Annotated in this window: 11 protein-coding genes; 8 read left to right on the top strand and 3 right to left on the bottom strand. The window is 36.2% G+C overall.

What is annotated here, in order from left to right; translation table 11 throughout:
- Window positions 1–445: 445 nt before the first annotated feature.
- From A9G44_RS10825 to yqfB, 5 genes are all read left to right on the top strand, one after another.
- Window positions 446–1,975, top strand: coding sequence for a hypothetical protein (locus A9G44_RS10825; RefSeq protein WP_065610977.1), 1,530 nt, complete (start codon window positions 446–448; stop codon window positions 1,973–1,975).
- 733 nt (window positions 1,976–2,708) lie between these two features.
- Window positions 2,709–3,533, top strand: a complete 825-nt coding sequence (gene dapD / locus A9G44_RS10830) for a 2,3,4,5-tetrahydropyridine-2,6-dicarboxylate N-succinyltransferase (RefSeq protein ID WP_065610979.1) — start codon at window positions 2,709–2,711, stop codon at window positions 3,531–3,533.
- A 104-nt stretch (window positions 3,534–3,637) separates the two neighbouring features.
- Window positions 3,638–4,129: a YajQ family cyclic di-GMP-binding protein gene (locus A9G44_RS10835; protein WP_065610981.1), complete on the top strand. Its 492-nt coding sequence runs from the start codon at window positions 3,638–3,640 to the stop codon at window positions 4,127–4,129.
- Between the two features lie 213 nt (window positions 4,130–4,342).
- Window positions 4,343–6,622: a beta-glucosidase BglX gene (gene bglX, locus A9G44_RS10840; protein WP_442902937.1), complete on the top strand. Its 2,280-nt coding sequence runs from the start codon at window positions 4,343–4,345 to the stop codon at window positions 6,620–6,622.
- 43 nt (window positions 6,623–6,665) lie between these two features.
- Window positions 6,666–6,974, top strand: a complete 309-nt coding sequence (yqfB, locus tag A9G44_RS10845; RefSeq protein WP_065610985.1) for a N(4)-acetylcytidine aminohydrolase — start codon at window positions 6,666–6,668, stop codon at window positions 6,972–6,974.
- A 53-nt stretch (window positions 6,975–7,027) separates the two neighbouring features.
- Here yqfB and A9G44_RS10850 read toward each other — a convergent pair whose 3' ends face one another.
- From A9G44_RS10850 to A9G44_RS10860, 3 genes are all read right to left on the bottom strand, one after another.
- The gene (locus tag A9G44_RS10850; protein WP_034910677.1) at window positions 7,028–7,492 is read right to left on the bottom strand and encodes an NfeD family protein; all 465 of its coding nucleotides are present in this window, start codon (window positions 7,490–7,492) and stop codon (window positions 7,028–7,030) included.
- A 106-nt stretch (window positions 7,493–7,598) separates the two neighbouring features.
- On the bottom strand, window positions 7,599–7,829 hold the full coding sequence (locus A9G44_RS10855; protein ID WP_065610987.1) for a hypothetical protein: 231 nt from the start codon (window positions 7,827–7,829) through the stop codon (window positions 7,599–7,601).
- Between the two features lie 107 nt (window positions 7,830–7,936).
- Window positions 7,937–8,845: an SPFH domain-containing protein gene (locus A9G44_RS10860; RefSeq protein ID WP_034910684.1), complete on the bottom strand. Its 909-nt coding sequence runs from the start codon at window positions 8,843–8,845 to the stop codon at window positions 7,937–7,939.
- A gap of 359 nt (window positions 8,846–9,204) precedes the next feature.
- Between A9G44_RS10860 and A9G44_RS10865 the strand changes: the two genes are divergently transcribed.
- From A9G44_RS10865 to trpCF, 3 genes are read left to right on the top strand one after another with little or no spacing between them, the layout of a single operon-like run.
- Window positions 9,205–10,767, top strand: a complete 1,563-nt coding sequence (locus A9G44_RS10865) for an anthranilate synthase component 1 (RefSeq protein ID WP_065610989.1) — start codon at window positions 9,205–9,207, stop codon at window positions 10,765–10,767.
- Entirely contained in the window at window positions 10,767–12,398 is a 1,632-nt protein-coding gene (gene trpD, locus A9G44_RS10870) for a bifunctional anthranilate synthase glutamate amidotransferase component TrpG/anthranilate phosphoribosyltransferase TrpD (RefSeq protein ID WP_065610990.1), read from the top strand. Before A9G44_RS10865 ends, trpD begins: the two co-directional genes overlap by 1 nt.
- Before the next feature lie 15 nt (window positions 12,399–12,413).
- A complete protein-coding gene (gene trpCF, locus A9G44_RS10875; protein ID WP_065610991.1) occupies window positions 12,414–13,796 on the top strand; it encodes a bifunctional indole-3-glycerol-phosphate synthase TrpC/phosphoribosylanthranilate isomerase TrpF in 1,383 nt (460 codons plus the stop codon).
- The last annotated feature ends 10 nt before the right edge of the window (window positions 13,797–13,806 follow it).

Below are 13,806 nucleotides of genomic sequence, written 5' to 3' on the forward strand. Positions count from 1 at the left end.
AATCTAGGGGAATTTAACAAAAAATTCAATAAAATCAATAGTTAGCCAGAGAAATTTTAGAGCAAAAAACACATCGATAGCTCCACAATATTAATAAGTTTGCTTTATCACAGCATCAAAATATGCCGATAACGAAGTAAAGCTAGTACGCTAAACTAGGTTGTTGGGCGTGTTTGTGTTTTAGATGTTATCAACAATATTAATCATTCCGCAAAATACAAAAAATTATAAAACTAACACCTTATTTTAATTAGAAAATTCACCTATCTATAAAGACGAATCATTTTCATCTTTACATTTCTTTACAAAAAAGTCCGCTAAAAAACTAGCCAACTATTTTATAAATGGTTATACTTTCGCCGTTATAGGAAAATAAGCTTATTAAATAAGCAAATAATTATAAAAATCTAAATAAAATAAATAATTACTTAATAGGTAAACCATAATGCATTATCATTCTAGGTACAAGCACCGGCAAACTTATGTCTTAAATTTATTAAATAATCCTATTCGACGAGTTTTTACACAAAACTCCATTATATCATCGCAATTATCTCTCGAATTATTATCGAAATTATCCACAAAACTATCTTTAAAAATCCCATTGGCATTAGCGCTTTTGTTGTTATTGCCGTACTCCTTAGAATCGCAGGCATTATCAGCCACGACTTTTAAGCGCATTCACGGTACTGCACCTTATTTAACCTTTGATGGCGGTGTTACTAAAGTGACTAAAATAGAGGACTTATTAGGTATTAAGTTATCGGATGGTCGAACATTCGCACCGCAAGATAATCCTTCATCACCAACCTCGCCAATCGAGTTATCTAATGTAGGGGATACTTTTGCTGATATTGAAATGATAGTTCCGCCATCAAGTGACTCAATAAATATAAATGACTTAGTGGCACAAGGTAAATGGGGCGATGATGATGGGGATGGACAGGGAGCAGGTGGAGTTACTGCATTAGGAAGTATATCGTTAGCAATAACGGATAAAGATGGCAATACCATTAATCGTAGTGATGCATTAAATATATGTAATGCACCTTATAAGGTAACTTTAAGTAGTACTGGAGGGAATTTAGCTACGCAGTATGGTGAGCCAAGAAGTAGTACTTTTAGTGAAGGAACAGTGGAGTATTATATCACTTTACCGTCACAGCCCGTTATTTGTGCAGTCAGGCCGAATCTAAATTATGGTACAGACGACCATGCAGGCCCATCTAGCATGTGGAATCCAGCAAAGGGTTTTTTAGTTCAGTCAACAAATCCATCATCTTACGGTTTAAATTTTCCAACAACAGGTGCAGATAGATTGTATTTTGATTTGGATATAGTTGGGATAGATGCAAGTCAGTTGAGTTGGTCTGTTACCACATATGGTGGTAGTGGTGATATAACAGCAACGGTGAATTGGGTTTACTCAAACACGCAGGTAACATTGAATGGTCCTAAAGCTGATAGTACTCAGATGAATTCAGATAATCCAAGTCCACTTAGACGTCCTTCTTTGCCACAGACATTTGAGTTGGTTGGTAGGGATAGTCAAGGTAATGAGGTTAGGTATGGATTTGTGTTGAGGCAGTGGTTCGTCGATCGGGGACTTCGAAGAGATAGCCTTTCTAATCAAAGCACATGGTGTGATAGTTTGGGTTATCGTTTGTCACGGGTAAGGGATTTAACCAATGCGGTTTGTTCTGGCTGGGGCATGAATAGTTACGCTCCTTGTACTGGTGCAGTAGGTGCCACGCCGTCGTCTAGTGGTAATGGTTACATGCGTCATATAGGAGCAGGTTTTTTCACGGAGTGGGGCTACTTGGGCAACTACGTTGGTGCGGGCTTCTTCAACAACACCTGCTGGACAAGCGACACGATCGGTAGCAATGGCTTCTTTGTTCCCTCGCCCGGCGGCTCCGTCGGCGGCACCGACGCTTCTTCCTACGCCTTCGGTGCTGTTTGCACCGCACCTTAGCTTTTAGCGTTTAGTTCTTAATCCTTAGGGCGCGGAAGGTGGTTATGGTGCCTGAGAGGACAATATAAAAAAGAATAAAGCCCTCGCGTCAGTTGGGGCGTTTTCCCTTAGGGTTGCGCTGTTGCGGCGAAGCCGCAATCGCGCCGCCCCCGCCGCCGCTGAAAGCGTGGCGGGTAGTCCAGTATTACGCTGTGGCGGTTTAAAGCTGTGGTCTATTTTAGTTCGGCAAGGTTTCGGACGTATTGACCTTTGGGGAATAAAATAGCTATCTTGAATACGTCCTAGCAAGGGGAATTAGAGCGAACTCCTTTTGCAATCCTCACGCTTTAGCACATAATGTGTCTATGGCGCTACTCGTATCATCCTGATACTCGCCTCTACGAGGCCATCTTCGCTGTACTCAGATGTTCAAATTTGTTCCAGACAAATTTGTCTGACGCCAGAATAAGACAAATAACATAGCCTTAGGTGGTTTTTGTGAGTTGTTTTGTGTTAAAAAGCAGTGCAATTACATCCCAAAAGTGATCAGAAAGGGTATTGATTTTTATTAAAGCTTTTATTTTTCTGTTTTTTTGTGATTTCCTATGACTTTACTAAGATTTCGATTGTTTTTGATTGCTTGGATATTGATTGTGGTGTTTTGATTAAACCACTTAAAAAGCGAGAAAGATTATATTATACTGTCTATCTATTTATTATTTGCTAACGGGCTATAAATTAAAGGAAACTTGAGATGCAACAATTACAAACTATTATTGAAGCAGCATTTGAACGTCGTGCTGAGATTACACCGTCAAATGTTGATACAGTTACACGTGATGCGATTAACCAATGCATTGCTTTATTAGACAGTGGTAAAATGCGTGTCGCAGAAAAAATCAATGGTGATTGGGTAACTCATCAATGGTTAAAAAAAGCTGTTTTGCTCTCTTTCCGTATTAACGAAAACCAACTGATTGATGGCGGTCCAACTAACTATTATGACAAAGTGCCATTAAAATTTGCTGAATATGATCAAGCAAGATTCCAACAAGAAGGTTTCCGTGTTGTTCCATCTGCTATTGCTCGTAAAGGTGCCTATGTTGCTCGAAATACAGTATTAATGCCATCTTATGTCAATATTGGTGCTTATGTCGATGAAGGTACGATGGTTGATACATGGGTAACTGTTGGTTCTTGTGCGCAAATTGGTAAAAATGTTCATTTATCGGGTGGTGTTGGTATTGGTGGTGTTTTAGAACCGTTACAAGCTAACCCAACCATTATTGAAGATAACTGTTTTATTGGTGCACGTAGCGAAATTGTTGAAGGCGTTATTGTTGAAGAAGGTAGCGTAATTTCAATGGGTGTATTTATTGGTCAAAGTACTAAAATATATGACCGTGCAACAGGTGAAGTTCATTATGGTCGTGTACCAGCTGGTTCAGTAGTTGTTTCTGGCAACTTACCGACAAAAGATGGCAAATATAGTCTTTATTGTGCAGTTATTGTGAAAAAAGTTGATGCTAAAACTTTAGGTAAAGTAGGTATCAATGAATTGCTTCGTACTATCGATTAATTCACGCTTATATTTTAAAGTCGCCTAAATTATTGTTAGGCGACAATTATTCTATTTATTAACTAGATAATTTTAGTTTTATAACCATTAGAAGAGGAGAATTTATGCCTTCTTTTGATATCGTTTCAGAAATTCAAATGCCAGAAGTTAAAAATGGTGTTGAAAATGCCACTCGAGAGTTAGCTACTCGTTGGGACTTTAAAAATGTTGAAGCATCGTTTGAATTAAATGAAAAAAATGAAACGATTAAAGTAACAAGCCAATCTGATTTCCAAGTACAGCAACTGCTCGATATCCTGCGTGATAAGCTAGCTAAACGTGGTATTGATGGTGGTGCACTTGAAATTCCTGAAGAAATGGAGCACAGCGGTAAACTTTATAGCATTACGGTTAAGCTTAAGCAGGGTATTGATAAAGAGCTATCTAAAAAGATTGTAAAAGCGATCAAAGACAGCAAAATTAAAGTACAAGCTCAAGTACAAGGTGAACAAGTCCGTGTTACAGGTAAATCACGTGATGATTTACAAGCTACTATGGCATTAGTTAAAAATAGCGAATTTGGTCAACCGTTTCAATTTACCAATTTTAGAGATTAATGTGTTATTGAGTTGATATTGCCAACAATTGTCGGCAATATTATCCCTTAAACTTTGTAAAAAATTTCAGAAAAGACAGTGTTTGAATAAGGGGATGCAATAACTATTATGATGTTTTAAACCTGAATGTAAGTAGATAAAAAACGAGATTTTTTGTAAATACGTTATGCTGTCTGCTTGTCTATCCTCTTAATTATAACAATATTTATTATGATGAAAAAAGTAGCTATATATTTATTTTTTCTTATCTTTTCTGGGCATTTGTTTGCACAAGAACCTAATAGCGAAGTAAAGGAAATAAAGAAAGTTTTTATTGATAATCTATTATCAAAAATGACGCTTCAAGAAAAAGCGGGACAATTGCGCCTAATTAGTGTTGGTGGTGATCTAACGTTAGATAAAGTACTTGATAAAATCGAAGCTGGTGAAATTGGTGGCATTTTTAATACTGTTGTCGAACCTGACCTTTCTCAAATGCAGGAGCGTGCTCTAAAATCTCGCAATAAAATTCCTCTATTTTTTGGTTTTGATATAATTCATGGACATAGAACTATCTTCCCAATTAATTTAGGTATTGCATCCACTTGGGATCGTAGTGCAATTGCAAAAGCTGCTGAAGTATCAGCTGACGAAGCTACCTCGGATGGATTAAATATAACTTGGGCGCCAATGGTTGATATTACACGTGATCCTAGATGGGGGCGTGTGTCTGAAGGGTTTGGTGAAGATCCTTATTTAACCTCAGAAGCTGGGCGGATTTTTGTTGAAAAGATGCAAAAGCAATCGCTTGCCGATAAAAAATCATTGGTGACATCAGTAAAACATTTTGCACTTTATGGCGCAGTTGAAGCAGGGCGTGAGTATAACAGTACGGATATGAGCGAACGCAAAATGTTCCAAGAATATCTTGTGCCTTATAAAGCAGCAATTGATGCAGGTAGTCGAGCTGTGATGGTTTCGTTAGTGAGCGTTAATGGTATTCCAGCAACGGGGAATCATTGGTTGTTAACCGAAGTACTACGGAATCAGTGGCATTTTGATGGTGTTGTTGTTAGTGATCATGGAGCTATTCGTGAACTTATAAATCATGGCGTAGCTAGTGATCCGAAAGATGCTGTACGTGTTGCGATTAAAGCTGGCATTGATATAAGTATGAATGATGAATATTTCTTACAATTTTTGCCTGAATTAGTCGAAGAAGGTGCCATTACAGAAGATGAAATAAACCAAGCTTGTCGTCATGTACTTGAACTTAAATATGATATGGGGTTATTTAGTGATCCTAATCGTAATTTAGATCCAAAATTAGATATCGATACAATGTTTGCTGATAATCGATTACATCGTGAAGAAGCTCGTGATGTGGCACGCCGCAGTATTGTGTTATTAAAAAATGAGAATGAGATATTACCGCTAGCTAAAAATAAGAAAATTGCGGTGATTGGTCCATTAGCTGATTCAAAACGTGATATTTTGGGAAGTTGGTCGGGAGCTGGGCGTGCTAATTTAGCGGTAACTCCATTAGAAGGTATTAAAAATGCAGTTAAAAATCCTGAATCAATTAGCTATGCATTTGGTGCCAACCTTTCTGATGATGAAAATTTATATCGGTTTTTAAATTTATACGGAGAAACATCTAAATTTGATAATCGACCAGCCGATAAAATGATTGCAGAAGCGGTGAAAATAGCTAAAAAAGCTGATATTGTTATTGCTTTTGTTGGTGAAGCAGAAGGTATGGCTCATGAATCATCAAGCAGAACAGATCTATCTTTGCAAGCGACTCAAAAACAATTAATTAAAGCAATGAAAAAAACAGGTAAACCTTTGGTCATTGTCTTAATGAATGGTCGTCCTTTAACACTATCTGAAGAATATGCTCAAGCTGATGCTATGCTTGAAACTTGGTTTTTAGGAACTGAAGGAGGTAATGCCATTGCCGATGTGCTATTTGGTGATTATAACCCTTCGGGCAAATTACCCATGTCTTTTCCTTATAATGTTGGGCAGATCCCAGTCTATTATAGCCATTTAAATACAGGTCGTCCTCGTGGTACGGAAAATATGGGCAAATATACAACCTCGTATTTTGATAGTCCCAATGAGCCGTTATTCCCCTTCGGATTTGGTTTGAGTTATACTAATTTTGCGATGGACTTTTCGTTATCAAGTACTAAAATGAATCGAGAGGGTGAAATTATTGTCACCGTTAATGTTGAAAATACAGGGACTAGAGAAGGTATGCAGACCGTCCAGCTTTATTTGCAAGATGTGACAGCGTCGGTTAGCCGTCCAGTGAAAGAGTTAATTGGTTTTGATAATATTACTCTAAAACCGCACACTAAGGGTCAAGTAAAATTTGTGATTAAATATGATATGCTAAAATTCTGGAACAAAAAAATGCAATATGTTGCCGAACCAGGAAAATTTAATGTGTATATTGGTAGTGATTCGACAACTCAGAACAAGCAAACATTTACTTTGCTTGATTAATACTTGTTAAATAATTTGGGTAATTTTCATATAGGATAATGCTGTGCAAAATGATATTACTTTTTATCAACGTTTTAAGTCTGATATTTTAGCTGGTTTAAAAGTCATTACCATTCGAGATAAAAGTGAATCACATTTTAAAGTTGGTGATAAGCTTCGTGTTGGAACTTTTGAAACTGATGAGTATTTTTGTACAATTAAAATAGTTAATATTACACAAATTACATTTGATCAACTTACCGAAAAACATGCCCAACAAGAGAATATGACTTTGAGTGATTTGAAAAAAGTAATTTCTGACATATACCCCAATGAAAATCTTTTTTTTGTAATTCATTTTTCGCTTTTATAATAAAAAAGACGCATTGTTAATGCGTCCTATTTATTTTTATAACTAGCAAAAAACTATTGATTTATAGGTAGCACATCTAAAATTAGACCATCCACAGCAATAATTTCAACACGCTGCCCAACATTAAGATCTTCAACACATCTTGCCGACCATGTTCCATCTTTGATTTTTACTCGACCTGAGCCATTAACAATAGCATCTGTGACAACTGTTTTAATACCAATTAAATCTTGTTGTGGCTGATTGATTTCGCCTTTATTTGATTTATCTTTACCTTGCTTTTTGAGCCAAAGCCACCAAAGATAAGCAGATACAAGCGTTAGAATTGCGAATAAAATCCATAAAATTGGCCAAGAAAGAGGTAAAATCCAAGCAATTAAACCAACAATAATGGCAGCAATCCCACTCCAAAGCCCGTATCCGCAGGTACCAAGTAATTCTATAATCAGCAAAATACCGCCTAAAGCAATAAATACCCATTGAGGCGAATTATAGAAAACCATAAAAAAATCAGTCATGATCAATTACCTTTAAGATTCATTCAGTAAAAATCTTAAAAATAGCGTTTATAGATTTTGTCAAAAAGTTTCAGGAAACACTATGTTTAAGTATAAAATTTGATTTTTATTTAGTATTTTTAATCATTTCGTTAATGCCTCCAATGCTATCCATGATCCACAAAATTGGCCAAGAAAACGGTAAAATCCAAGCAATTAAAACAATAATAAAAGTAGCGATCCCACTCCAAAAACCATATTTGCCAGTATTGAGTAATTTTATAACTAGCAAAATACCACCTAGAACAATAAATCCCCAATAAGGCGGATTATAGAAAACCATCAAAAAACCATTCATTATCAATCACCTCTAAGATTCATTCAGTGAAATTTCTAAATATAGAGTTTACGATTTTGTTAAAAAGTTTTCAGGGAACACTTTGCCTATGTATAAAAATTGATTTTTTATTTCGTGTTTTTAATCAACTCAGCAATACCGCCAATACTACCCATTAAACTTGACGCATCAAGTGGCATCATAATCACTTTACTATTATCCGATGAACCAATTTGTTGTAATGCTTCAGTATATTTTTGGGCAACAAAGTAGTTAATAGCATTAATATTACCTGCAGCAATAGCATCGGATACCATTTGAGTTGCTCTTGCTTCTGCCTCGGCAGCACGTTCACGCGCTTCGGCTTGTAAAAAGGCAGATTGTCTTTCACCTTCCGCTTTTAAAATTTCAGATTGTTTTTCACCTTCAGAGCGTAAAATCGCTGCTTGACGAACACCTTCTGCTTCAAGAATTTCGGCACGTTTATTACGTTCTGCTTTCATTTGCGCATTCATCGCAGCAATCAATTCTGCTGGTGGGCGAACATCTCGAATTTCGATACGGGTAATTTTGATTCCCCATGGACTTGTTGCCTCATCGACAATACTTAGTAACTTAGAGTTAATATGATCACGTTGTGATAACATTTCATCCAATTCCATGCTACCTAAAACAGTACGAATATTAGTCATCATTAAATTAATGACAGCACGCTCTAATTGATTTACTTGATATGCAGCCCTTGCTGCTTCTTGTACTTGGATAAAGCAAACAGCATCAATTTGCACATTAGCATTATCTTTTGAAATGACTTCTTGTGATGGAATATCGAGTACTTGCTCCATCATATTAATTTTACGACCAACACCATCCATAAACGGAATAATGATATTTAAACCGGGTTCAAGTGTATGGGTATATTTACCAAAACGTTCAATAGTATATTGATAACCTTGGGGAACAATTGTAATTGCCTTTAAGACAGTAATTAACGCAAGCAAAACAATAACACCAATGACGATATAAAATACTGGCATAGTTCAAAAATCCTTATAATTTTTTATAATAAAAATGAGTCAACCATTTTATAGATTATTAAATTTTTTGCCTAGTTATAAATGAGAAGTTTGTTTTTAAAAATAAATAATCTCTTGACAGTGTGCTAGTAAACTAGTTTAATAGTACAAAATTTATTTTTAATCGATAAAAATTATGAAAGCACAATATTTACATCTTATTAATCGTCAATTCACTAGCTTTGGTTGGTGGTGCGTTACCTTTTGCGGGTGATGTAATGATGTATTGTCTTTTTTACAAACCCGCTTTATGCGGGTTTTTTAGTTTTTGGATGTTAAACGAATCAGCTAAATAAAAATTTAAATGTAGAGAGCCAACAATGAATAAGCCGACATTAACACAAATAACCCAAACCATCGGTTATTATCAAGATCCAACTCAAGTGTTTTATCAATTGTGCGATAGTAAACCGGCAACGTTGTTACTAGAATCAGCCGAAATTGATAATAAGCAAGGAATTAAAAGTGTCATGATTGTCGATAGTGCATTACGTATTTCGGCAATAAATAATGAAGTGAGTTTTAAGGCATTGACCACAAATGGTGAAAAGCTATTACCTTTATTACAACAGGCTTTTACAGACAAGTTAGATAATGTACAAGTGGATGAACAAACACTTAAATTGGTATTTCCCACTATTGATAGTATGCAAGATGAAGATTCAAGATTAAAGTCGCTATCAGTTTTTGATGCATTACGCACATTATTGACTATTGTGAATATCCCTGAACAATGTGGTCAAGATGCGATTTTTGTTGGTGGGCTATTTTGTTACGACCTTGTCGCTGGATTTGAAAACTTACCTAATTTACCTACAGAGCAGCGTTGTCAAGATTTCTGTTTTTATTTAGCTGAAACAATATTAGAAATAAATCATAAAGATCATAAATCCATTTTAAAAACGACGGTTTTCACTTCTGATTCAAAAGAAACTGAGCGCTTAACGCAACGGTTAACTAATTTACAAGCAACATTAAATAGCACAATGAAAGCCATTCATACTCAGTCCCTTACTAATATCGATGTGACATGTAATAAAAGTGATGATGATTTCAATACAATTATCAAAAAAATGCAAGATGCAATTGAGCAGGGGGAAATTTTTCAAGCAGTACCTTCACGGCGTTTTAAATTACCTTGCCCTGAGCCATTATCGGCTTATCAGATATTAAAAAACAATAATCCAAGCCCTTACATGTTTTATATGCAAGATAGTGATTTTGTGTTATTTGGGGCCTCACCTGAAAGTGCACTTAAGTATACTAAAGCAACTAATCAAGTTGAAATCTACCCAATTGCCGGTACTCGTCCACGTGGATTAACTACAAATGGTGAAATTGATTTTGATTTAGATAGTAGGTTAGAACTTGAAATGCGCACCGATAAAAAAGAACTAGCCGAACACTTAATGTTAGTTGATTTAGCTCGCAACGATTTAGCGCGTATCTGTAAACCCGGTACTCGTTATACTAAAGATTTGTTAAAAGTGGATCGTTACTCTTTTGTGATGCATTTAGTTTCGCGTGTGGTTGGTCAGTTACGCAGTGATTTAGATGCGCTTCATGCTTATCAAGCCACTATGAATATGGGAACATTAACAGGAGCACCCAAAGTTCGTGCGATGCAATTAATTGCTGAATCAGAAAAAGTTAAACGTGGTAGCTATGGTGGTGCTGTTGGCTATTTTACCGTGAATGGCGATCTTGATACCTGTATTGTGATTCGAAGTGCCTATGTCGAAGATGGCATAGCGACAGTACAAGCTGGCAGTGGTGTTGTGCTAGATTCAAAGCCACAATCAGAATCTGATGAATCACGTAATAAAGCACGTGCAGTTATTCGAGCTATCATGGCAGCGCATAATGTAGAAGGTGTATTCTAATGGCTAATATCTTATTTATTGATAATATTGATTCTTTTACTTATAACTTGGTCGATCAATTACGTAATAGTAAGCATTGTGTGACGATTTATCGAAATACTATCCCTGCAAATGTAATTATTGAAAAATTGTCACAAATGCAAAACCCTATTTTAATGTTATCACCAGGTCCAGGAGCGCCAAGTGACGCTGGATGCATGCCAGAACTGTTAAAATGTTTAAAAGGTAAATTGCCTATTATTGGTATCTGTCTTGGTTATCAAGCTATTGTGGAATCCTATGGTGGAGCGATTGTGCCAGCTGGTGATATTTTGCATGGTAAGGCATCTTTAATTGAGCATGATGAGCAAGCGATGTTTAAAGGATTACCAAATCCGCTACCGGTGGCTCGTTATCACTCTTTAAAAGGTGAAAATATTCCAAAAACACTAACCATCAATGCGCTTTGCAATAATATTGTAATGGCAGTTCGTAATGATGAGGATCGGGTTTGTGGTTTTCAATTTCATCCAGAATCGATATTAACCATTCAAGGTGTAGAATTATTAGAACAAACTATTAAATGGGCTCTAAATCCTCCACAAAAACAAGAGAAGCCAAAACAGGAAGCTATTGTTGATAAGCAAGAGTACAATATTCAACCTATTGTTAATAAATTATATTTAGGGCAAGCTCTTACACAAGAAGAAAGTAAAATACTATTTAGTTTAATTATTCAAGGTAAGATTGAACCAACTGTATTGGCTACCGCAATAATTAGTATGAAAGTTCGTGGTGAAAAACCAGATGAAATAGCAGGGGCAGCTTTAGCATTGCTTGAGAATGCCGATCTTTTTGATTCTCCAGATTATGATTTTACTGACATTGTTGGTACTGGGGGTGATGGCACCAATAGCATTAACATCTCAACAGCTAGTGCTTTTGTGGCTGCAGCATTGGGTTATAAAGTGGCTAAACATGGTAATCGTGGTGTATCAAGTAAATCAGGCTCTTCCGATGTGCTTTCTGCCTTAGGCATTAAATTAAATATGTCAGCACAAACATCTCGTCAGGCATTAGATGAACTTGGTGTGTGCTTCTTATTTGCCCAGCAATATCATTCAGGTTTTCGCCATGCAGCACCAATACGCCAACAATTAAAAACTCGGACCATTTTTAATGTGTTAGGACCATTGATTAATCCATCTCGTCCTAAACGTATTTTATTAGGCGTGTATCATCCAGATTTGATCCAACCGATTGCTGAAACATTAAAAATGCTTAATTATAAACATGCTTATGTGGTGCATGGCGCAGGTATGGACGAGGTTGCTATTCATGGCGAAACTGACGTTGCTGAAGTTAAAGATGGTAAAATTCGATATTTTACGCTTAAACCTGATGATTTTGGCTTGCCAACATTTACCTTAAAAGATATTGAAGGGGGTACACCTGAGCAGAATCGTGATATGTTAATTGCCATTTTACAAGGTCACGGAAAACCAGCACACCAATCAGCAATTGCCGCTAATGTTGCGATGTTAATGAGCTTATTTGGCGAGTCAAATTTAAAACAAAATGCACAACGGGCAATTGAAATGATGCAAAGTGGTAAACCTTATGCATTATTACAACAACTAGCAGCAAGATAATAAGTGGAGAATAACATGGCAATTGCAGCATTAGTAAAAAATGTTGAAATGGCAACAGTATTGAAAAAAATCATTGAAGATAAACAAACATGGTTAACTGAGCAGTTAGCAGTAAAGCCAATTAATACCTTTAAATCAGCGATATTCCCTAGTGATCGCAATTTTTATCAAGCGTTAAATCAACCTAAAACGGTTTTTATTTTAGAGTGTAAAAAAGCGTCGCCATCAAAAGGATTGATTCGAGATGATTTTGATCCAGCCGCTATTGCTAAAGTTTATAAAGATTATGCTTCAGTAGTTTCAGTATTGACTGATGAAAAATATTTTCAAGGTAGCTTTGAATTTTTACCCATAGTTCGTAATGAAATCACACAACCCGTGCTTTGTAAGGACTTTATTATTGATGAATATCAGATCTATTTAGCGCGTTATTATCAAGCTGACGCAGTACTATTAATGCTATCTGTATTGACGGATGATGAATATCGTCATCTAAGTAACATTGCTCATAAGCTCAATATGGGGATATTGACAGAAGCTAGTACTGAAAACGAAGTTGAAAGAGCCATCCAACTGGGTGCGAAAGTAATCGGTATTAATAATCGTAACTTAAGGGATTTGACGGTTGATCTAAATCGGGTAAAAGCCTTATCCAAATCAATTCCTAACGATCGCATTATTATTAGTGAATCGGGTATTTATACTCACAATCAGGTTAAAGAACTGAGTCGTTTTGCAGATGGATTCTTAATTGGTAGTGCGTTAATGTCTGAACCAAACTTAACTTTGGCAATTCGCAAGGTGATGTTAGGCGAAAATAAAGTATGCGGTTTAACACGTCCCGAAGATGCTGTTAGTGCTTATCAAGCTGGTGCAGTTTATGGTGGTTTGATTTTTGTTACAAATTCAGCACGTTATATACAGCCAATTAAGGCTCGAAAAGTTATTGTTGCAGCACCGCTTAATTGGGTTGGTGTATTTCGAAATGAAGAGATCGAAACAGTAGTTCAAATAGCAAAACAGTTATCCTTGTATGCTGTCCAACTGCATGGTAATGAAGATGAAAACTATATCGAAATGTTGCGACAAGAATTACCCAGAACTTGCCAAATTTGGAAAGCATTAAGTATTGGTAGCACCGTTCCTGAACATAATAATCTCTTAATCTCACGTTATCTGTTTGATAACGGGGATGGTGGTACAGGTGAATGTTTTGATTGGACAATGCTCACTAATCATAATTTAAATAATGTCATTCTAGCAGGGGGTATTAATTCAAAAAATATAAGGTCAGCTTTAGCAACTGGGGTGATAGGCGTTGATCTAAACTCTGGTGTTGAAATATCCCCAGGAATTAAAGATAAACAAAAAATCCAAGCTGTATTTGAACAAATTTAATTTTTATTTA

Origin of the sequence: Gilliamella sp. Occ4-3 (genome assembly GCF_001690675.1) — a bacterium.
Classification (GTDB): domain Bacteria; phylum Pseudomonadota; class Gammaproteobacteria; order Enterobacterales; family Orbaceae; genus Gilliamella; species Gilliamella bombi.